The following is a 22,359-nucleotide window of genomic DNA, read 5'->3' as shown; positions in this document are numbered from 1 at the left end:
AGCCCGCTTATCGAAAGATAAGCGGGCTTTTTGTTGTCAGTGTTTAAAGGTAGGCATTGATAATTTATTATTGCTGTAGCGATTAGCCTTCAAATACCCAGCTCTGCCAGCTTTGCATACGCAATATTACTTTTCTAATAATTGAAAATGCTTTCCACTTTGGTGAGTAAACAGCCACGTGGGCATCAGTACCAGCAGGCAGCGGCATATTGGCTATCAGTTCTGGTTGCTCTAATTCAACTTTCACTAATATGCGTCCGGGTTGGTGGTTTGTTTCCGGTTGAATGAGGTTGCCAGAAGGGCTTACTGCGCCCTGAGCAAAAATATCGTTAATTTGTACTACTTTGGCTTTAAAAGCATGGCCGGGAATAGTGCTAAAAGTGACTTCGGCGGCATAACCATCTTTTATATATCTCGCTGGCATCTGTTTGAAAGCGGCAAAGATCTGCTTCTCTTCATCATGTACAAACGTGAGGTTTCCCTGAAAGGGAACTGTGCGGCTTTTCATACCGGGTCTCAGTCTAACCTGAGTGACATAGCCGTCGGTTGGTGCCACAACAGTGGTACTTTCCAGATTAAACAGCGCTTCTTCTAAGCTGGCTTGAAGACTAATTTTTTGCTGTTTAGCGTCGATCAACCTAGTATTGAGGCTATCGATTTTCTCATCTGAAGAGAACTGAGATAGCTGCAAATCTTCATAGCGCTTGAGTTCTTTGTCTAAGAAGCTGATTTTTACATCTGTCTCGATAATTTGTGCTGATAACTGATCAACTTGTGCCTGAAAAGGTATTTTATCAATCTGGTAGAGCGCTTGTCCCTTGGTAAGCGGCTGATTATCTTTTACATACACCTCGGTGATTAGTCCACTAATTTGTGAGGTGATTGGCGTTGTCACGCTGTATACCCTTGCCATACGAGATACTGGCTGGTACATCGCCATATACAGAAATATCCACCCCATAAGAAATATGCCAATGACACCCGCAGTTGTGAGGGTCCACTTATTTTTAGGTAGTTTGAATACCCGAAAGGCAATGACGCATAAGCTGATGTAGCTTAACAATATAAGTGTTTCCATTACGCCTCTCCTGCCGTGTTTTGCAGAGTGACCACATCTGCTTTCAGGTCATTGAGCTGGCGCTGTAAATCCTGCTGTTCGCTTAAGGTGAGCCCTCTCACTGATTCGCCTTGAGTTTTAGGGTCATAGTACATAGCCCAGATCCATAGCAAAGGCCACAGTGCATGCATGAAAAACAAACTTATCCAGCCCGTGACATGTATCGCTTCTTGTTGTGGGTGATTGCGTTTTTTGGCAATTTCAAATGGAATATCGTAAATGGCGATAAGGCCATATATCAAAATCAATATAACCAGCAGTAAGATTGCTAGCGATGCATAATCTAATGTTAAATTCATAGTTACTCTCTCAAAGTAAGGTTTAGGAGGAAATCCTTTTCCGTTTCTTTGAGAGAGTCTTCCATAATTGATAGCAAAAACTGCGTCTGGTGACTTGGAGTTAAATAAGGAACTATTTGACTTGTTAACTCTGCTCTACAGACTCTCTCTTTCATTCGAAAAGCAGTTTGCTTGACGTGGAGTTTAGGTTAGCAATGAGCAGAAAAGTCATCGATAGAGCCAGACTTAAAAGCCAATTAAGCTATACTTAATCGGCTAGTTGATATTAGCCATTATCGATATTAAAAATGAAGTATTGTCTATGTAATCAAACCAGTAGCTGGTAAGTTGGCTGCAAAGCCAGAATTTTACTTTTCATGATATTCATCTTCATATTTGCCACTGTTCTGAATGGTCTCCTGTATTTACGATAGAAGAGTTACCTAAGCTGATGAGCAAACTGTTTTAAAATAGTATTTTTATGGGCGCTTATCGTGTGCTTTCGGTTGGTGGCAAGGGTAGTGACGACATTTGTTAGTGAAATAATGCGGTTGAATGCAAAATAAAAAGCCCGCAATTGCAACGTAAGCGGGCTTTTGGGCTGTCAGCTAAATGAACTGTCAGTAAACGATACTTTAGAAATAGTAACCAAAGTTAATATTGAAGCGTTTATTCGTATCACCATCACCAACCATAGTACCGCCAATGAAGGGTTGGTTTTCGGCAACCACATAATCGAAGTAGGTATATAAACCGCCTGCAGAAACCGCCATACCTGTAACATTCATAAAGGTATCTTCTAGTGATGCTGATTTTCCAGTTACTAGTGAATAGTCATTGTAGAAGGTTAAGTTAGATACTGGACCAAAATCAACCGGCAGGCTGTATGCTACGTTAGCGATGTAGGTCGTCGCTTCTGCTGGAATAGAGTCATAGAAGTGGTAAGCAGCAACGACAATACGGTCAACGTCCATGCCGTCAACGTCATAGGCATAATCGGTAACCTGCAATTTCACGTTCCAGCGATCGTAATCAATAATACCGTGAATCGCTGCCGCAAAATTGTCACCATCAGTGCCATTGGCTATTTCCAATTGACCTGCTTGTACTGAGCCACCGAGCTCAAGACCCAGTTTATCAAAGGTAAAATTGTGGGCGTAACGTAAATTAAAGGTATTCACTTCGCCAGCTTCATAACCTGCTGTTGGTGCGTCATAAGCATCTTCGCCATCTAAGCGAATGCCAACAACGTCATAGGCGTAGCGGTCTGTGCGATCAGATACAAACCCATCAATACCGCCTTGCTCATCATTTTTATAGAAAGCTAAGTCAAATTGGTTAACATCACTTTTATAGGTGTAATTTAGGCCCATATCGTGGTCATCTTCAAGACCCAGATAAAAGTTAGAACTGAAAAAGTAGTTGTTTGATGCGTAAGTCAGCATACCGAATGGCACTTGGGTGACACCGATTTTACCTTGTTGATTTTCATCAAAGTTATAACCAATCCAAGCGTGTTGGACAACGTTCATGTATTCAAACCAGCGGTATTGAGCTGAATAGATTAAGTCGCCGTAACTGCCTGATACATCAATGCGGAATAGGTCAAAGTCAAAATCACCACCACGATCGGCATTGGCATCATTGAAATCTTCATAGGAGTAATTGACACGAACAGCGCCACCAAAATTAACTTTGGCTTCTGTTTCTTCAACTATCTCAACTTCATTGACAACTTCATTAACAACCTCAACTTGTAGCAGCTCAGTTGCTTGTGGTTTTTGTGCTTCTTTTTGTTGTGCTTCTAATTGTTCGATACGTTGTTTGAGGGCTTTTAGTTCTTCTTCAACGGTGGTTGCATTGGCACTAGCTGATAACGCTAAAGCAATACAAGAAGCGGCAAGTGTATAACGAGTCATCATATTTCCTATGGAGGGGAGTTAAGGAATGTGAGGTCTATGTTATCATTTTTAAGGTTTTGCTAATAGGATGTTTGCGCCTGGGTGCCGTTATTAACCTGCTTATCTAGGTGATATAGATCACGCTTATGGCATAAAGCGAAGTGCAGCCAACCAATGTTGAAAACGTGGTAGGCCTTTGGTCTTATTCATTGGCATCGTTTCTATTTTCTCAAAAATCCAACTTCAACATCTTCATCATTCTTAGATGAATATCACCTCTCTTAGCTTTCTTTCATGATAATTTTGAGCTCATCTAAAAAAGGAGTAAGCCATGAAGCGCCCTGTAATTCTTGATTGCGATCCCGGACATGATGATGCAATTTCGCTAATCCTCGCATTAAGCTCAACCGAACTCGACGTACTTGCCGTTACCACGAGTGCAGGTAATCAAACTCAAGCCAAAACACTGAATAATGCTTTACGTGTGTTAACGCTATTGGATCGACACGATATCCCCGTTGCTTCAGGTGCGCCTAAGCCTTTAGCGCGTGAGTTAATTATTGCAGATAATGTTCACGGTGAATCAGGTCTTGATGGGCCTAAACTACCTGATCCTGCATTTGCTCCTGTGGCGCAAACCGCAATTGAACTGATTGCTGAAAAGGTGCGTCAAAGTGATACTCCTGTGACCTTAATTCCCACGGGGCCTTTAACTAACATTGCTATTTTCTTAACGGCTTATCCTGAGCTGCATGCCAATATTCACAGCATAGTATTGATGGGCGGCGCGGCAGGTGCAGGCAATTGGACTCCAGCTGCTGAGTTCAATATTTTCGTTGACCCAGAAGCTGCGGATATTGTATTTAAATCGAAACTTCCGATTGTTATGTGCGGCTTAGATGTGACACATGAAGCGCAAATTATGGATGAAGATATTGAACGTATTCGGAAAATTGATAACCCAGTAGCTCAATGTGTCGCTGAGTTACTCGATTTCTTCATGATTTATCATCGCGACCCTAAATGGGGCTTTACAGGGGCGCCCTTGCACGACCCTTGCACCATTGCATGGTTGCTTAAACCAGAGCTCTTTACAACGACAGATTGTTGGGTGGGAATAGAAACTAAAGGTGAATATACCCAAGGTATGACGGTGGTTGATAGATACCAACTTACTAGCAACCCTCATAACGCTAAAGTGCTGTTTAATATTGATCGCCCCGGGTTTGTCGACTTTATCGTAGACTGTTTAGAAAAGTATTAAGTAAATGACTATTAGTCGAGTCAGATTAACTTCGGTTGCATACTATCGTTTGCAACCGGATTAAAGGTAGCTATGAATAAATTATTAGTGATTGGTAGCGCAAATGCAGATCATGTCTTGGCATTTTATTCATTACCTCAAGCAGGTGAAACCTTGCTGAGTCGGGATTATCGCCTTGAACTGGGTGGCAAGGGGGCTAATCAAGCTGTTGCCGCAACTCGACTTAAATCATCAACTCAACAGGTCGATTTTATCTGTGCATTGGGTGATGATGGCAATGGCGAATTGATGCGCAAAGCTTGGCAAAAAGATGAGCTTGAGCTTTCTGGTTGCTACGGCATCGCTGAGCAAAGCACAGGCACAGCGATGATTTTTGTCAGTAGTTCAGGAGAAAACAGTATTGGTGTAGTCGCGGGAGCCAATGCCTGTTTGTCGCCAGAACATATAACAGAGCAACAAGACAAATTTGCTCAAGCAAGTTACTTGTTAATTCAACTTGAAACACCGCTAGATACCGTTTTAGCAGCGTTAAAATTGGCTAAGGAACATTACTGCACCACTATTTTAAATCCCGCACCTGCTGCTAATTTACCTAAAGCCTTATTATCACTTGTGGATATCATCACGCCGAATGAAACTGAAGCCCAAGCCTTAACAGACATCAAGGTGACTGATACAGCATCAGCAGCCAAAGCTGCTGAGCAATTACATGGATATGGTATCAATACTGTTGTGATTACTTTGGGCAGCCAAGGCGCATATTTGAGTGTGCAAACCACCAAAGAAATAGTGAGTGAGCTAATCCCTGCATTTGCTGTAACTGCAATAGATACCGTTGCGGCAGGAGACACGTTTAATGGTGGCTTAATGGTTGCGTTAGATGAAGGGTGTTCTATTAAGGAGGCTGTTATTTTCGCCAATAAAGCATCGGCTATTGCTGTTACTCGCCATGGTGCGCAGCGGGGTATTCCTTATCGAGCAGAGGTTACAAACGAAAGGACTGTTTAAAGTATACTTGGTATTTGAACTGGATTTATACTTTAAACAATAAGGGGAAGTTATCCCCTTATAATAGATGTAACTGAAAGTGGTTAACTCGATTCTTGATCGTGATGTTGTTTTAATTTTTGAAACAACACATCTTTCAAATTTGCACGTTGTACTTTTAGTTGGTGCATATGCTCGTCATCGGTTGGGCTTCCTTCAACTTCTAACTCACGTATTTCATAATCCAGTAAATGATACTGTTTTGATAAAGCTTCAAACTCTTTGTCTTTATGGTTCAAGTAAACAATGTCTTTCTTAAACTCTGGAAAGTCGAAAATAAGTGCGTGATTCTCATTTAACATAGGCAATCCTTGAAATGGTTAATTGAAACTCTTTGCTTTAAAGCTAAAGTCACTATAGCACTATGAAGTTTCACAAAGGGATAAGTTTGAATGGTTTAGCGATCTAGGTAGCAAAAAATATGCGGGTAAAGAAGGGTGCTTTAATACAGTGAAGATTAAAAACGCCTCATTAGTTTTTAACAAGGCGTTGATGACAGTTGATGCAAATGAGTGCTAACTAAAAAGCTTAAAAACAATGAGCTAAATAGCCCGTTTGCTGTACCGCTGTTCAAAATTAAATGAGCTCATCTTCATAGTGCGAATTGAATCAACCCAGCCCATGACCATTGGCACTAAAGTCCAACTGAACACTAAGTAAAGGCTGCCTTTTAGATGTTGGCCTAAATAGAACTTATGCAAACCTAAGCCGCCGAATAAGAAACCAAACCATATTGCAAACTTTTGATTCTTAATACGAATATTGGGGTCAATGCCTGAAAGTGCTTCTAACCCCTGAATCGCCTGACATTGAGGGCAGGTAATGTGGTTAGAATCGATTTTTTGGCTGCATTGTGAACAAGCTATCTGAGGCATTACAAACTCCAATGGTCAATATTGCTAATGAAGTATTATGAGTACATGTGTTCGCTCAGTTCTAGTGTTCTAGATCTCACTATTAAAATAAATAATACGTTAACGAAGATAAATTACTTAAATAGAGATATGTAAATGCTATCGGTCGCCAAATGTAAATTAAATTATAACTTTATCTTACTGTAAATAATGTATTTTTTATTTGGTGTTGGCTGGTGGCTTTCATAGTGAAGTATTTTTGTCATACCAAGCTAGACTGTAATAAAGAGCCAGAAATTAAAGCTGAATTTGTGCTTAAACAGTACGCTTGTTAATTTTGCTTGTCCTAAATGTGATATGTATTAAGACTATTTTGCAGGTTTTACTCGTATCACTCATTATTGAATAGGTAATCAATCCGCAAAGTTCACTATCTAATAGTAAAGTGTGAGCTTTAGATAACAGCATGTCGCATTTATTGTATTGATTATCGAGACAATAAAACTCGTAAACACTCCTTATTTCCTCATCATGTTCTCTCGTAAAATAGCGCCTTCAAATTTTTAAGGTGTTGTTCAATTGAAACAAATTTCTTGGTGGCAAAAAGCATTAGCCCTTTGTACAAAATGTATAGTTTTGGTCTTTAGTTGTTATTTACCGCAAGTATCTGGCCAAGAGCTTGAAGTGGTAGCTAATAACTCTATATCTCAAGCTGAACCTCCTTTACTGGGTTCATCCGTTACACCTAGATTAAAAGTGGGGCTGGCGCTCAGTGGCGGTGGTGCTAAAGGGGCTGCACATGTTGGTGTGCTGCGTTACTTAGAAGCCAATAACATAGCGATAGATTACATTGCAGGAACCAGCATTGGTGCATATGTTGGCGGGTTATACGCATTGGGTTATAGCGCCGATGATATTGAAAACATCATGTTAGGCTTAGATTGGACTAGTGGCTTTGACGACAACGTGCCTCGCAAGGCGCTAAATTATCATGATAAACAGGATTTTGACCGCTTTAATTTACCCTTCGAGTTTGGCTCGTTAGATGGGGAACTCCTCATGCCTCAGGGGGTACTGCGTGGGCAAACGATGGGGAATTTATATATTCGCTCCGCAGGGGTAGTGCCTCAGCAGAAGTCGTTTGATGAGTTAGCTATTCCATTTAAAGCGATTGCGACAGATATCAGTACAGGTAATGCGGTGGTGCTTGAGTCGGGTAATTTGCTCACTGCAATGCATGCATCGGCTTCTGTGCCGGGTATTTTGCAGCCCGTTGAAATCGACGGTAAGTACCTTGCCGATGGAGGAATGGTAAGTAACATGCCTGCTGATACAGTCAGAGAAATGGGCGCAGATGTCGTGATTGCTATTGATATCGGCGCTGAACTTGCGCCAAAGGAACAGCTAAAAGACAGCTTTGCCATACTCGGTCAGTTATCGACGATTATGACTCGCGCGAATGCACTAGAGCAAATCGACAACCTTCAACCCCAAGATATTCTTATTCGTCCTGACATCAGTGAGTTAGACACTACGGATTTCAGCACTATGCCCCTTGGGTTTATTAAAGGTGAGCAAGCGGCTACCTCTTTAAAGCAGCAATTATTACCACTTCAATTAAGCGCTGAATATTATCAAGAGTATCAATCACAGCGTTTAGCCTATAAGCATGCTTTACTGGATTTTCAGCAGCAACCTATTACTCAAGTGACACTCGTGAATAACAGTAAAGTGAACACGAAACAAATCGAGTCCGCTTTAGCCGTTTCAGCTGGCGATAACCCTGATACTGAGGATATTGTAGCGGCAGTTGACCGAGTGTATGCGCTAAATGAGTTTGAGCGGGTAGAAGTAGAAACGATAGATCATGCAAATGATGGCAAAGAGTTGATACTAAAAACACAGCGAAAAAGCTGGGGTCCCAATTTTTTTGATATCGGTTTTTCCTGGGAAGAAGACTTTGCTGAGGTGTCGGATCTCAAACTTGATTTGATGTATTCGATGAATAACGTCGCAGGCACCGATGGACAGTTACGTTTGGAGCTTACTTCAGGTCGCGAAAAACTCTTGGCTGCAGAATACCGTTTACCATTAGATGACTTAGATACATATTATTGGAAAACTCGCTATCAACTTACCCAAGAAGAGCAACTCTATTACTGGGACAATGAACGCGGTTTAAGCACCGATAATACTGCTCATAACCTGAGTATGGCACTTGGGTTTAATGTGGCTAACAACATGATTTTTGAACTCGGATTTTCGGCTGAAACCGGCAGTATTGAGGGGGCTTCGTCGCTTAAATTAGATATCGACTATGATACCTATTCAAGCTTTGCGCTGATAAGTTATGATTCTTTAGACAGTTATAGTTTTCCGAGTGAAGGTACTTTGCTTTACTTGAAAGGTGCCTTTAACAAAGATCAGTTAGATCCTGTCATTATTCCTTTATTAGGGGAGGTGTTAGGTGATACTGAACTGTTCAATTATGATTTTGTCCTTAAACATGCTCAAAGTATTAATCAGCATACTGTCATCGGTAAAGTCAATCTTAGTGGAACTGATAGCAATCAAATTAGCCTTATACATACCCAAAAACTCGGTGGTTTTCTCAATTTATCAGGCTTACATAATGATGCGCTTGTAGGGTCACAACTTGCTTACGGTTCACTGGTATATCAATACCGAATTGACTGGCATGGGATAGGGGGGAAAGCTATACCTATTTATATCGGTGCATCGGCTGAAGCTGGTAATGTTTGGCAATTTAAAAATGAGCGCGATTTAGATGATTTGATATATGCGTCGAGTATTTTTATTGGCACTGAAACAGAATTCGGACCTGCAGTACTCGGAATAGGCTTTAACGATCAGCATCATAAAACAGTCTATTTAACTTTAGGTAAAACCTTTTAAACGAGTGGTTAGTCTAAGCAACTAATCTTTGCTATTAACCTTTGTCACTAACTTTAGTTGCTGGTTTATGAAAACTCAGTTCATTCTGAATTGCCTGATATGATCAACAGCTTAAGCTTGATTTGTGGTAGTTGAAATTCAGGGTTGTAAACTGAGTAAAATAGAGATTGATTGCCAACAAAATGATGCGGGTCACAGTTATCAACCCTTACAACTGCAGAGTGTGAACAATATTACGGTTTGAAGGCGTAAAAGCACGTAGGTTAATCTCACTAAAGATATGGCTCGCCGGAAATATGTCGGCTCATTATTGTCTTATTACTATCTCATTATTAGGGACCTAAGCATGTCAGAATCAAACCAAATGCCAAATAAGGCTTTTTTCGATCGCGCTAACGAAATCATTCAAGTTGCCAATAACCATAACCAAGATCCTGAAACTAAGACTGGTGAAATTAGTGCTTCATTTATGTATGCATTAACTCGATATAATGCTTGGTTTGGTTCAACAGGTTTTTCTTCGGCAGAACAAATGCAGCAGAAAAAATCAGAAATGATGGAATATTACGTTGAAGAGTATCGCAAGATGCTTGAAGGTAATATGGATGACTATATTGCTAATTTCGACCAATACCGCAAAACACAAAAGTAAGACCCTATTTAAGTTAGTGCGTTAAACCTGTCGCTAACTTAATATATAAAGCCACTATTAATCTATTTAGTAGTGGTTTTATTTTTTGTGTCATTCAACTCTTATTTACTCTTTAGTTCCTTCTATGATAACAGTGTTCTTAATTATGGATTGTTAGTTTTAGTTTTTAGTTTATTGCATTTGTTCGAAAGGTAAATATGAGAACATAATAATATTATAATGATTAATTTTTCATGTTCGACATTGGCTATTAAACTTGAAATAAAAATGGCATATATTATTTTGATTTTTATAGTGAAATGTTGCCAAAAGGTTTTCTACTGGTTTTTTGTGTGCAGAGTTTACTTTGTGCCAATGTTAAAGCTGCGTGTTATATAAAAATTAAATAATCTAAATTCTGTTATTTATACTGTTGAATTTGGCCCAATTCAATTTTTACAATCGTTAATGATTCAGTCAGAACTGAAAGTTAATGATCATTTCTATCTTTCGCCCCAATATTTATTGTTTAAAATATCTGCAAATGATGTTTCTTTATTATTTTGAGAAAAATAAAATTACTATAAACTAAATTTTATGTAACTTTTAAATTCTGCGTTCCTATTTATCATTATGTTTTTTTTGGTTTTTGTTGCCTTCTTTGTGGGTGTGTTCATTCAGGGGGACATTAAACTGGCTGTTGGTCGATATTTATCCTTTTGTGAATACTTAAGATTTTATGGCTAACTCAGATAGATTTAACTTTAAAAACATCTTTACGTCATTTTTAATAAATTATTCTTACTTGGTTTAATATTTTTGTAACTTTACTGGTGGATTTTATTGACTGTAATTTGTGCTTTTTATGTAGTTTTATATTTTGCTTTTATTTCTTTATTAAAAGCTATTGTGGAATTAATTGGGTGATTTATTGTTAATTTACTTCTTTTTTAGATTCGTTGTTCTCTTTACTTGTTTATTAATTTTATTTAATTTATGGACGTTTTTAATAGCGTCAACAAAATTAGTTAATAGTTACTGCTTTATTTGGAAATTAGTTAATTCTTAAATAGGCGGTAATGATTTGAGTGAAAGAAATCAAACAATCCTTTGGAGTAAACATGAAATTTAATGCTAAGAAGCTTCTTCTTGTTTCAAGCGTTGCAGCAGCACTAGTTGGTTGTAGTAATTCATCTGACGATAAAAAAGATACTATTAGTATCGATCTTCGTTTAATGGAAACCACTGATATCCATACAAACGTAATGCCTTACAATTACTTTGTTAGCCAAGCTGATAACGAAGCTAACTTACCTGAATGGGGCTTAGCACGTACTTCTTTAGTGATTGCAGAAACGCGCAAAGAAGTGGCTAATAGCATGTTGTTTGACAACGGTGACTTAATCCAAGGTAGCCCAATGGGCGATTACATGGCGGCGCTTGGGGCTGATCACCTTAAAGGTGAAACTCACCCTGTTTACAAAGCAATGAACCACTTAGAGTATGACGCTGCTAACTTAGGTAACCATGAATTTAACTATGGTCTTGAATACTTAGATGAAGCACTTAAAGGTTCAGAGTTCCCATATGTTGCTGCCAACGTTTGGAAAACTGATGACTCGTTAGAAAAAGTGAGCAATGCAACTGATGAGTGTGAAGTTCGCATTACAGAAGATTTCTACGATAAAGCTGAAGGTTTATATGACCCATACGTGATTTTAGAGCGCGAATTCATAGCAGATGATGGTCAAGCACATACTGTAAAAGTGGGTGTGATTGGTTTCACTCCACCAGATATCATGGGTTGGGATGCATCTCACTTAGTCTGTAATGTTGTTGTTTCTGATATTAAGAAAACAGCTGAATATTATGTACCAATGATGAAAGCTGAAGGCGCAGACGTGATTGTTGCAATCCCGCATTCAGGTTTGAACAACAATGATGATGAGTTTGCTGAAAATGCTTCTCTTCATTTAGCGCATGTTGACGATATTGATGCCATTATGTTCGGCCACGATCATCGTGACTTCCCTAACTCAACTGGTGAATACGGTGATATCCCAGGTGTTGACGCTGAAAAAGGTCTAATTAATGGCATTCCTGCTGTTATGCCTGGTTATTGGGGCGCGAAACTAGGTGTTATTGATTTAAAACTTACCTCTAATGATGATGGTGAAACTTGGTCTGTAGATCATAACCATTCAACGGCAGAGCTTCGCTCTTTAGTTGAAGGTTCTGATGGTGCAATTGAAGATTTAGTTGTCACTGAACATGAAGGTACAGTTGAGTTTATGGCTGAAACGATTGCAGAAATCGACGTCAACATGAACAGCTTCTTCCCACAAGTAGTGCCTGATTTATCAATTCAAGTAGTGAATGAAGCTCAGCTTCATCAACTAAACAAGTGGAAAGCTGAAGGTGAGTTTGCTGATGCATCTGAAGATGCGTTATTCCTATCAGTATCAGCGCCATTTAAGTCTGGTCGTAACGGCCCTGAAGACTACACCAACATTCAAGAAGGTGAGCTAACTAACGCATCTGTTGCTGATATCTATGTATTTGATAACAACACTCCAGCCGTTTTAAAAATGACTGGTGCAGATATGAAGCGTTGGATCGAGTGGGTTAACTCTAATGCCTACCGTAGCCTACCTTTATCTGCTGGTGAAACCTTCTTAGTAGAAGAATTCCCTGGTTATAACTTTGACGCATTCTTTGGTGGATTCAGCGAAGAGGGTGAAGGTTTACTTAAGTACACTGTTAACGTTGAAAATGAGTCTAAGTTTATCATTGAAGACTCTGGCTTCACAGAAACTGAAAATGAGCAGTTAACAAGCCTGACTTACGGCGGTGTTGAAATTGCTGATGATGCAGAAATCTATGTAATTACCAACAATTACCGTGCATCTAATACAAGCATGCCTGGTGTTGATAATGCTACTCTTGTAAAAGAAGAAGCTGCGTTTGTTAACCGTGAATTAGTTCAGTTCTACTTAGCTGACCGTTTAGCTGAACAAGAAGGCACTGAGCTTGCTTTCCCTAACGCGAAAGTATTCCAGCTTGAAGCGCCAAATACTACTAGCGTGTCATTTGCTTCTGCAACTGTTGAAGAAGGTTTCCGTTGTGCGACCAACGAAATTACTGGTCTTTCAACTGATAAAGAAGAAGGCACTAAAGAAGGTTCACCTGGTTTCACTATCTACAACTTTAACTTTGACTACAACGGTGAGTTCAACTGTGCAGCTAAGTAATATTTAGCAGACAGAAATTTATCAACTGACGTTAAATGGATACTAGAAACATTTAACTGAAGCGACAAAGCCCTGCTTAGCAATAAGCAGGGCTTTTTATTGCCACTAAATTGATCTTATTTATAAGTGCAAATTCCTCTAACTAATTAACCCTTAATTTTATAGGTGCCCTTCGTGGTTAAGGTCACTGTGACTGGGCTGCTGGTGTTGTTCTTCCAGTACCAACCATGGTTGCCTGCAAATGGGGTGACTAATGAGCCTTTCATTTGATTCGATGTCGTAATCGCATAGCTTTCGTAATAGCCAGTGGTGTCACCTTGTGGCTCACCATGGAAGTCAAAAAATAATGCTGTGCCATCAGTTTTCCACTCATATTCAAAGTGACCATGTTGATTTAATAACAGTTTATATTCCAAGCCTTTATTCGCTGGAATGGTAATGTCGATGACATCAGCACGAGTGCCAGCGTCGATGCGATTTTGTTTAATTTCGCTTACGGTTGGCGCATCAATAATCACTAATTTTTCAATGTCTTTACTTTGAGTCATCTCGGGCACATTACCGTTTTTATAATTGGCAGCTTGAGCTATTTTAGTTAGCCCCGCTGCGCTACCTAACCCTGTAGGATCGATATTGTATTCGGCCGGTAATATGGCTATCAAAAGAACTACAGAGCCAATTAAAGTTGCTGTAACGCAGGCTTTAATTAACGTTGCGGTTGACTGCACTTGCACGTCATTATTGTCAGAATGTTGCATGGTAAATCCTTTCAAATTGTCTGTTTATTCTTATTGGTTAGTTAACGAAGTAGCCTGTTAACTGAAATCCGACTAGCATGACGCCGCCACTCATCAGTGCAGTGTTGGCCGCGACGGAAAACCGTGTAAAGCTGGGACTACGTCGCCAAAAGCTCATGGCGATTAATACCAACCCCAATGCCATAAACTGACCTATTTCTACACCAACATTAAACGCGATAATATTCTCAATAAGGCCTTCTTGTGGCAGGTTAAATTCTTGAATTTTTGTCGCTAATCCGAAGCCATGGAATAAACCAAATATCAGCACAGCGAGTTTGGTATTAGGCTGAAATCCCACTAAACGCTTAAAGCCTCCAAGATTATCAAACCCTTTATAGATGATAGAAAATCCGATAATGGCATCAATGAGATAAGCATTAATATTGATGTCGTTAAATACGCCCCAGAGTAAGGTAACACTGTGGCCTAAGGTAAATAGGCTGACATACAGCAATACATCTTTGGTGCGGTATAAAAAGAAAATCACCCCGACAAGAAACAGTAAGTGATCGTAACCCGTCACCATATGTTTAGCGCCAATATAGATAAAGGGCAGAATTGATACCCCTTGGTTTTGAGTTAAAAACTGTCGAGTAGTTTCATCCACTCCGTGGGCATAAATTGAAAATGATGTCATTAACCCTAGCAATATCAAAGATATCTTTAAGGTATTCGCCAAAATTTGGCTCATTGTGTTACTCCAATAAGTCATTGAGTATCTACGTAAACGGCCGATAAATTCAGCTTAATCTAGACGTGATACAGCACAAATGAGTGAAAGCTATCGAGGTTATTTAACCTTGATTCGATACACACTCATGATTCGTTTAAAACGGCTATCGACTTATTGATGTGGTGGTGGGATTGGTGGCGCGTAATGCACGGTAGCATAAGCCGTTTTATTATCGCTAATGGTGCTGGTATGAGTAAATTCTGCCACAAATACAGACTCTATAGGAGGGTGTGATGGAGCGTGTGAATGGCTACTGTGTTCGTGATCGGTTTGTGTACTATCGAGCAAAACTGTATCGGTGGCAGTAGATTCAAGAATATCTTGTTGAGTTTCAGTCGCATTAAAGCGTAATTCGCCTTGGTGCGAATGCTGGTGGATAGGTGAATTTGCGTGTTCGTTATCTTCGTGAGAAAAATGACCATGATGATGATTCACCTGACTACCTGATGGGTGTTCACCATGAGGGTATTGCACTGAAAAAGCCGCACTACTAGTGGAAAACTGACACAAGAGTACCAATAACACAATAAGTAGCGTCATTGATGATGGTGAATTAGCGACTCGCAAAGAGCGCTGTTGATAAGACTTATCGGTCAGTTTATGTTTCTCTGTTGGCTCATGCTTATTGGTTTATTGATGGCTAGATTGATATCTAAGCTAGCCGATTAAAGCAGAATTAGTCGCTAACCGCCAGTAGATAAAGGCGATTTAGCGTCTTATTATTGTTAGGTTTTAGGTGCCAATTTTGATTATTTAACTTACTTAGATTAACGGTTTAATCGCACCACGAATCTTAGCAATTTGGTTACAGGTTCCCGTTTGTGAACAGTTTTCTAGTTCGATGAGCATATGATCAATAAAACGTTGGCTGGCAAGGCTAATGTATCGTCTCGATGGGTAGACTAAATAGCACTTTCCTTCATAAGGGGCTGAGTCTTTGAATAGCATTTCTAATTGACCTGTTTTGACATAATCTTGGCAAAAAGGTAATGGCATCATGGCGATACCTGCTCCTGCTAAAGTGGCTTCTAAGCAAACAGAGAGGTTGTTGACACATAAATTCCCTTTTACTGATAAAACCATGTCTTGGCCGAATGGGACTTCATTAAATATTCGTCCATTTGGGTATCGAAATAAAATTGAATTGTGCTCGCTAATTTCTTCAGGGGTTTGGGGCGTTCCAGCTCGGGCAAGGTATTCAGGGCTTGCAAAAAAATGTACTGTCTCGCTCATGATGTGCCTAGCAACCATTTCATTTTCATTAAATGAATCTTCCAACATAAACGCCAAATCAATATTGTTGCGGATCATATCTTGAGGTTCGGCGCTGACAATAATTTCAACTGTGATGGAAGGATGCAGATACATAAAATGTAAAATGCCTTGGGTTATTTGCAATAACTCAGGAATAGGGAAGACAAGAATTCGTAAATGACCACCGACATCGGTTTTCTCATTAGTCAGTTCTGACAAGGTTTCTTCTAATGAAGACATCATTGAAGTGGTTTTATCGTAAAAGTGACTGCCCGATGCCGTTAATGTCATTGAGCGGCTTTGGCGGTGAAAAAGCTTTACCGATAATTCATCTTCTAATGCCTGTAAGCGTCGACTCAAGGTTGATTTAGGTAAGTTCAAAATGTCTGCAGCCTCAACAAGGCTGCCGGTTTCAACGATTCTATGGAACAGCGAAATATCTTCAGTTTTCATCTAGATGACTCTTTAAATTGTATTTAACTTATCCATAGTGTTAACAAAGTCCTGACTATCTATTATCAGTTTGCACACACAATTCAGTATATAGCAAGCGAATATAGTTTCATTTAATGGAACCTGTAGTTCCAAATCATTCCATTTTATTCAACCATAATCACTGATATCTTTGCGCCCTGTTTACATCAAGGTTACATGACTTTGTTTCGCTATTGGGAATTCGAAAATGAAACACCTCCTACTACCATTTTCACTTTTATTGTTCATTCTGATGACATCGGGTTGTACTGCTGAGTCTATTGAAACGCCTCCACCGACAATTCGGCCAGTGAAATTGCTAACAGTGACAGATGTTAATGCTGGCTCCATTCGCGCTTTCCCAGCAAAGGTCGCTGCGACTAAACAAGCTAACCTTGCTTTTCGAGTCTCAGGTCATTTAGTTGAGTTGTCGTTATTTGAAGGGCAGCAAGTGCGAAAGGGGGCTGTACTTGCACGCCTTGATGATCGAGATGCACGTAACACGTTATTAAACCGCGAAGCCGATCATGAGCTTGCGGCAGCTGACTTCAAGCGCAAAGGTGAGTTATTAAGACGTGAGCTTATTTCTGCCGCTGAGTATGATTTAGCAAAGGCCCAGCTTAAATCAGCTGAAGCGAATCTTGCGAATGCAAAAGATCAATTAAGTTACACAGTTTTGAAAGCGCCATACACAGGCACAATTGCCAAAATTGATATGGACAACTATCAGATGGTACAAGCGAACCAAGCCATTTTAGTTCTGCAAAAAGACAGCAACATTGATGTGGTGATTCAAGTACCTGAATCATTAGCGAGCACGGTAACGAGATTTAATCCTAATTCTAGTTTTATTCCTCAGGTGCGCTTTGCTAATAATCCTCAAAAAGCATACCCAGTAAAATTGAAAGAACATGCAACGCAAATTACGCAAGGCACTCAAACCTATGAAGTGGTATTTACCTTGCCACGGCCGCAATCTATCACTGTTTTACCTGGCATGAGCGCTGAGGTGAGTATTGATGTGACTGGGACAGAGCCAAGCTCTATCACTGCAATTGTTCCTGCCAATGCTGTGTTTAAGCGTGATGCAGATGGTCAAGATGTTGTTTGGTTATACAGTGACGAAACGGGTACGGTGAATCAGCACCTAGTGACCATAGGTAATGTTACAACCCAAGGTATAGAAATTATTGAAGGCATCAATATTGGTGATCAAGTTGTTGTCGCTGGTGTGCAGTACCTTGCTGAAGCGCAAGCTGTTAAACCTTTACGTTGGCAACGAGGTGTGTAAACGATGAATTTTGCAGAGTATTCGATCACTCATAAGGTGATCAGCTGGATGTTCGCGTTACTGTTGTTGGTTGGCGGTAGTTTTTCATTTTTTAGTTTAGGGCAGTTGGAGTTTCCTGAGTTCACCATTAAAAATGCCTTAGTGGTGACCGCATACCCAGGCGCATCGCCTGAGCAAGTGGAAGAAGAAGTCACTTTACCGCTGGAAGATGCTTTACAGCAGCTTGATGGAATTAAGCATATTGTTTCGATAAATAGTGCTGGCCTGTCTCAAATCGAAATCGAGATTAAAGAGCAATACGACAAAGACGCTTTGCCACAAGTGTGGGATGAAGTGCGCCGTAAAGTGAATGACAAAATTGGCGAGCTGCCACCTGGTGCTTATACCCCAAGTGTTATTGATGATTTTGGCGATGTTTACGGCATTTTACTCAATGTCAGTGGTGAAGGTTATAGCAACCGTGAACTGCAAAATTATGCTGACTTTTTACGTCGTGAATTGGTACTGGTAGATGGGATTAAAAAAGTTACCATTGCAGGTCAAATTAGCGAACAAGTCGTCGTGGAAATTTCACAGCAGAAGCTAAATGCCCTTGGATTAGATCAAGATTATATTTATGGGCTAATTAACAGCCAAAATGTGGTATCCAATGCCGGCAGTATTCGTGTTGGTGATAACCGTATTCGTATTCATCCCACTGGTGAGTTTGATAACGTCAGTGAAATGAAACGCTTAATGGTCAGTGCCCCAGGCAGCGCTAAATTAGTCTATTTAGGCGATATTGCCGATGTATATAAGGATGTCGAAGAAACACCAAGCAATGTGTACCACGCTAATGGCAAGAATGCGCTATCAATTGGTATCTCGTTTTCGAGCGGTGTTAACGTGGTTAAAGTGGGTGAAGCTGTTAATGCGAGAATGGTTGAGCTTAATGGCGAATTACCCATAGGTATGCAGCTAGAAACCGTTTATGACCAAAGCAAAATGGTGGATCAAACCGTCAATGGTTTTTTGATTAACTTAGCTGAGTCCATCGCCATTGTGATTGGTGTATTGCTGATATTTATGGGCGTACGCTCTGGCGTATTAATTGGTTTAGTACTCCTGCTGACAATCTTGGGCACCTTTATCGTGATGAAAGTGCTTAACATTGAATTGCAGCTGATATCACTGGGTGCGCTGATTATTGCATTGGGGATGTTGGTGGATAATGCCATTGTGGTTACCGAGGGGATATTGATTGGTATCAAACGAGGTAAAACTCGCCTTGAAACCGCCAAAGAAGTCGTGAGCCAAACTCAGTGGCCGCTGCTGGGCGCCACCATTATTGCCATCATTGCTTTTGCGCCAATTGGTTTGTCGGATACTGCGACAGGTGAGTTTTGTGTGTCGCTATTCCAAGTGCTATTAATCTCACTATTTATCAGTTGGATTACCGCAATGACCTTGACGCCGTTCTTTTGCAATATGATGTTTAAAGATGGTGAAATCAGTGCAGACGAAAGCCAAGATGATCCTTATAAAGGTTGGTTATTTCAAAGCTATCGAAGCAGCTTAAATCTCGCTATGCGTTTTCGTAGTGTGACAATCGTATTGATTATCGCTGCATTGCTGAGCTCGTTATATGGCTTTGGCTATGTAAAGAACGTGTTTTTCCCTGCATCAAATACACCGATATTCTTTGTGGATGTGTGGATGCCAGAAGGCACAGATGTTAAAGCGACTGAAGCCTTCTTACATAAAATAGAGGCCAATCTGTTAGCCGAGCAAGCAGAAAAAGCTGTCGGGATGGTTAACTTAACCACAGTATTAGGCCAAGGTGCACAGCGTTTTGTTTTACCTTACGTACCGGAAAAGGGCTACAGCGCATACGGTCAGCTCTTGATCGAAATGACTGATTTAACCACAGTAAACAGCTATATGCGTACGCTTGAGAAAGAGTTAAGTCAGCGCTTTCCTGAAGCTGAATACCGTTTTAAATATATGGAAAATGGCCCGAGTCCAGCCGCTAAAATTGAAGCCCGCTTTTATGGTGAAGACCCTAAAATATTGCGTGAATTGGCAGTGCAAGCCGAAGCGATTTTAAAAGCAGAACCAACGGCAGTGGGCGTTCGCCATAATTGGCGCAATCAAGTGCCGATGATCCGCCCTCAATTAGCATTAGCGCAGGCCCGTGAAACAGGCATTAGCAAGACAGATTTAGATGATGCGTTATTGACTAACTTCAGTGGTAAGCAAGTGGGCGTTTACCGCGAAAACAGTCACTTATTACCTATAGTGGCACGCGCACCAGCGAGTGAACGTTTAGATGCTGAAAGCATTTGGAAGCTGCAAGTGTGGAGCTCTGAAAATAACACATTCGTGCCAGCAACACAGGTGGTATCAGGGTTTGATACTGAATGGGAAAACCCTTTGGTGATGCGCCGTGATCGCAAACGAGTACTATCTGTTTTGGCTGACCCAGTTAACGGTACAGACGAAACCGCTGATTCAGTATTTCGTAAAGTTCGCCCAGCAATTGAAGCTATCGAATTACCAGCAGGCTATGAGCTAGAGTGGGGCGGTGAGCATGAAGTCTCTGTTGAAGCACAAGAGTCGGTATTTAGCTCTTTGCCATTAGGTTACTTAGCCATGTTTTTAATTACGGTCTTATTGTTTAACTCTGTCAGACAACCGTTAGTGATTTGGTTTACCGTGCCGCTAGCATTAATTGGTGTGGTGTCCGGCTTATTGTTATTTGATGCGCCCTTTAGCTTTATGGCGCTACTTGGGTTACTCAGTTTAACTGGGATGATCATTAAAAATGGCATCGTGCTGGTGGACCAAATCAACGTAGAGCTCAGAGAGGGCAAAGACCCTTATCAAGCGGTAGTGGACTCGTCGGTTAGCCGCGTACGACCAGTGTTAATGGCGGCAATTACCACCATGTTGGGGATGATCCCGCTGTTAAGTGATGCCTTTTTTGGCTCGATGGCAATTACTATTATCTTTGGTTTGGGCTTTGCGTCGATTTTGACATTGATTGTTTTACCTGTGGCGTACACCATCGCATTTCGGATCCCTTATCAGGCCACAGCGACTAATTAATTATGCAGCCGGTTAATTAATGTCGAAGGCTTGTTGTATCGTCATCGCTGCTATTACAGCCGCTTAATGCAAAGGATAAGGTAATAGAAAGCGCAACAGTGCTTAGTTTCATCTTCATGAGAAACTCCAGTTGTATTGATTGTTTTAAAAAGAAAAAAGGGCCTATAGGGGAGGCGGCCCTTTTATTTTAGAGATGATGTAAATAGAGCTTAGATTTCAAATTTATAGTAGACGTAGAAACGGGTATCCGTTAAATCGTCACCAGTGCTGTAATTTACAATGGCATGACGAGCTCGTAGACTGAGTCCTTCTACATATTCTTTCAGGTCGTAACGTACAGAAATATCAGTTTCATCAATGTCTTGACTCGCGTCACCATCGACTTCGTAGTTTGCCCAGTTTAGATATGCGCTAACGCCATTAAGTGCTGAGCTTGGTGCAAAGCGGTAGGCAAGTTGCGCAGCATACACATCTTCATTTGCGCGGCCAGATTGAACAACTTGTTGAATAACCACTTTTTCATCGCCAAACGGTGCCACAATATCGCCATCACCCGTTTCAACGTATTTAACTGTTGCATCAAAGCCATTCCATTTCATACCAAGGTGAAAACCAGCTTGATAGGTATCGAATTGTGCTTCGGTGCTACTTAAACTCCCTTGGGAATCTTGTTTTAAATAAGATGGCTTGAAGTACCAGTTTGTCGCACCTAACTCACCGCTCATCGTAAGTTTGAAATAGGTTTGTTTGTATACGTCTTCCATGTTGTAGTGCCAAAGGCTTGCTTTCGTTTTCACCTTTTCAAACGGTAAGGTGTAATCAAAACCTAGAGCCAACATTGGGTTATCTTCAACATCAACGATAACACCTTTACGAGCAAACTCCCCCTTTACACCATCAGAAGCATTGGCAAACTCTTCATCGGTCCAGCCCATGTAATCAGTGATATATAAAGCTGAAATGGCTAAATTGTCGATTGATGTATTTTTAACACTCGCGCCACGGTAAGTGAAAGGGATCGCTCTTAATGGAAACGGGTTCATCATTGGCGTGCGAAGTTCTTGTGCACCAAGGGTTATTTTTGTGTCGTACCAGTTGCCACTGACAAAGTATTCTTGCAAGCGGTTAACTGAGTCTCGCTCGTTTGAAGTGCCCGGAGCACCGCCACCCACTAGACCATAAATGGCATCGTTGCTATCCCAAATTGGGTTTGCAGAGGCGAATGAACCCCCAAAGCTGACCCCATTTGATTCACCTGAACGTAGGTAAAAAAGTCCGCCAAAAGAGGTGTCACGTCTATCAGCGGTTTCGCCATCAAAATCGCGCTGAAAATCAAATAACTGTAGTTGCCCTTTGAACGTTGCATCGTTGAATAAATTTGCAATAGGCTCTGCTGCAAAGGCTGGGCTAGCCGCTAAACAAGCTGCGACTACTGGTAGTAGTTTTGTGTTCATATTTATC

17 protein-coding genes are annotated in these 22,359 nt (G+C 40.6%); 7 read left to right on the top strand and 10 right to left on the bottom strand.

What is annotated here, in order from left to right:
• Positions 1–82: 82 nt before the first annotated feature.
• The 3 genes from K5Q58_RS03320 to K5Q58_RS03310 all read right to left on the bottom strand — a co-directional run bounded on the left by K5Q58_RS03320 (position 83) and on the right by K5Q58_RS03310 (position 3,314).
• Complete coding sequence (locus tag K5Q58_RS03320; RefSeq protein ID WP_220752451.1) at positions 83–1,078, bottom strand: HlyD family secretion protein; 996 nt, start codon at positions 1,076–1,078, stop codon at positions 83–85.
• Positions 1,078–1,416 (bottom strand): DUF3302 domain-containing protein, encoded by a 339-nt coding sequence (locus K5Q58_RS03315; RefSeq protein WP_220752450.1) that lies wholly within the window; start codon positions 1,414–1,416, stop codon positions 1,078–1,080. The genes K5Q58_RS03320 and K5Q58_RS03315 overlap by 1 nt, the downstream gene beginning before the upstream one ends.
• 614 nt (positions 1,417–2,030) lie before the next feature.
• A complete protein-coding gene (locus tag K5Q58_RS03310; RefSeq protein ID WP_220752449.1) occupies positions 2,031–3,314 on the bottom strand; it encodes a carbohydrate porin in 1,284 nt (427 codons plus the stop codon).
• A gap of 313 nt (positions 3,315–3,627) precedes the next feature.
• Between K5Q58_RS03310 and rihA the strand changes: the two genes are divergently transcribed.
• Both rihA and rbsK read left to right on the top strand, forming a co-directional pair.
• On the top strand, positions 3,628–4,560 hold the full coding sequence (rihA, locus tag K5Q58_RS03305) for a pyrimidine-specific ribonucleoside hydrolase RihA (RefSeq protein ID WP_220752448.1): 933 nt from the start codon (positions 3,628–3,630) through the stop codon (positions 4,558–4,560).
• Positions 4,561–4,632: 72 nt separating this feature from the next.
• A complete protein-coding gene (rbsK, locus tag K5Q58_RS03300; protein ID WP_220752447.1) occupies positions 4,633–5,568 on the top strand; it encodes a ribokinase in 936 nt (311 codons plus the stop codon).
• Positions 5,569–5,651: 83 nt separating this feature from the next.
• On the opposite strand, the gene K5Q58_RS03295 is transcribed toward rbsK, so the two are convergent.
• The gene (locus K5Q58_RS03295) at positions 5,652–5,909 is read right to left on the bottom strand and encodes a YdcH family protein (protein WP_220752446.1); all 258 of its coding nucleotides are present in this window, start codon (positions 5,907–5,909) and stop codon (positions 5,652–5,654) included.
• Positions 5,910–6,149: 240 nt separating this feature from the next.
• Entirely contained in the window at positions 6,150–6,482 is a 333-nt protein-coding gene (locus K5Q58_RS03290; protein WP_220752445.1) for a TM2 domain-containing protein, read from the bottom strand.
• Between the two features lie 558 nt (positions 6,483–7,040).
• Here K5Q58_RS03290 and K5Q58_RS03285 point away from each other — a divergent pair.
• The 3 genes from K5Q58_RS03285 (at position 7,041) to K5Q58_RS03275 (ending at position 13,259) form a co-directional block, all read left to right on the top strand.
• Positions 7,041–9,377 (top strand): patatin-like phospholipase family protein, encoded by a 2,337-nt coding sequence (locus tag K5Q58_RS03285; RefSeq protein ID WP_220752444.1) that lies wholly within the window; start codon positions 7,041–7,043, stop codon positions 9,375–9,377.
• Positions 9,378–9,723: 346 nt separating this feature from the next.
• Positions 9,724–10,029, top strand: a complete 306-nt coding sequence (locus K5Q58_RS03280) for a DUF3144 domain-containing protein (protein ID WP_220752443.1) — start codon at positions 9,724–9,726, stop codon at positions 10,027–10,029.
• A gap of 1,100 nt (positions 10,030–11,129) precedes the next feature.
• Positions 11,130–13,259, top strand: a complete 2,130-nt coding sequence (locus K5Q58_RS03275) for a bifunctional 2',3'-cyclic-nucleotide 2'-phosphodiesterase/3'-nucleotidase (protein ID WP_220752442.1) — start codon at positions 11,130–11,132, stop codon at positions 13,257–13,259.
• 146 nt (positions 13,260–13,405) lie between these two features.
• Here the strand turns inward: K5Q58_RS03275 and K5Q58_RS03270 are convergent, their stop codons facing one another.
• The 4 genes from K5Q58_RS03270 to K5Q58_RS03255 form a co-directional block, all read right to left on the bottom strand.
• Positions 13,406–14,017, bottom strand: coding sequence for a hypothetical protein (locus K5Q58_RS03270; protein ID WP_220752441.1), 612 nt, complete (start codon positions 14,015–14,017; stop codon positions 13,406–13,408).
• A gap of 37 nt (positions 14,018–14,054) precedes the next feature.
• Positions 14,055–14,750, bottom strand: coding sequence for a HupE/UreJ family protein (locus K5Q58_RS03265; RefSeq protein ID WP_220752440.1), 696 nt, complete (start codon positions 14,748–14,750; stop codon positions 14,055–14,057).
• A 153-nt stretch (positions 14,751–14,903) separates the two neighbouring features.
• On the bottom strand, positions 14,904–15,332 hold the full coding sequence (locus K5Q58_RS03260) for a hypothetical protein (RefSeq protein ID WP_220752439.1): 429 nt from the start codon (positions 15,330–15,332) through the stop codon (positions 14,904–14,906).
• A 222-nt stretch (positions 15,333–15,554) separates the two neighbouring features.
• A complete protein-coding gene (locus tag K5Q58_RS03255; protein ID WP_220752438.1) occupies positions 15,555–16,499 on the bottom strand; it encodes a LysR family transcriptional regulator in 945 nt (314 codons plus the stop codon).
• A 229-nt stretch (positions 16,500–16,728) separates the two neighbouring features.
• Here K5Q58_RS03255 and K5Q58_RS03250 point away from each other — a divergent pair, with 229 nt between their 5' ends.
• Complete coding sequence (locus K5Q58_RS03250; RefSeq protein WP_220752437.1) at positions 16,729–17,811, top strand: efflux RND transporter periplasmic adaptor subunit; 1,083 nt, start codon at positions 16,729–16,731, stop codon at positions 17,809–17,811.
• 3 nt (positions 17,812–17,814) lie between these two features.
• The gene (locus K5Q58_RS03245) at positions 17,815–20,898 is read left to right on the top strand and encodes an efflux RND transporter permease subunit (protein ID WP_220752436.1); all 3,084 of its coding nucleotides are present in this window, start codon (positions 17,815–17,817) and stop codon (positions 20,896–20,898) included.
• Positions 20,899–21,107: 209 nt separating this feature from the next.
• On the opposite strand, the gene K5Q58_RS03240 is transcribed toward K5Q58_RS03245, so the two are convergent.
• Positions 21,108–22,352: an OprD family outer membrane porin gene (locus K5Q58_RS03240; RefSeq protein WP_220752435.1), complete on the bottom strand. Its 1,245-nt coding sequence runs from the start codon at positions 22,350–22,352 to the stop codon at positions 21,108–21,110.
• Positions 22,353–22,359 lie beyond the last annotated feature (7 nt).

Source organism: Shewanella sp. KT0246 (genome assembly GCF_019654955.1).
Taxonomy (GTDB): domain Bacteria; phylum Pseudomonadota; class Gammaproteobacteria; order Enterobacterales; family Shewanellaceae; genus Shewanella; species Shewanella goraebulensis.
Note: the sequence above shows the minus strand (reverse complement) of the source record. Positions and strands in the feature narration are given on the sequence as shown.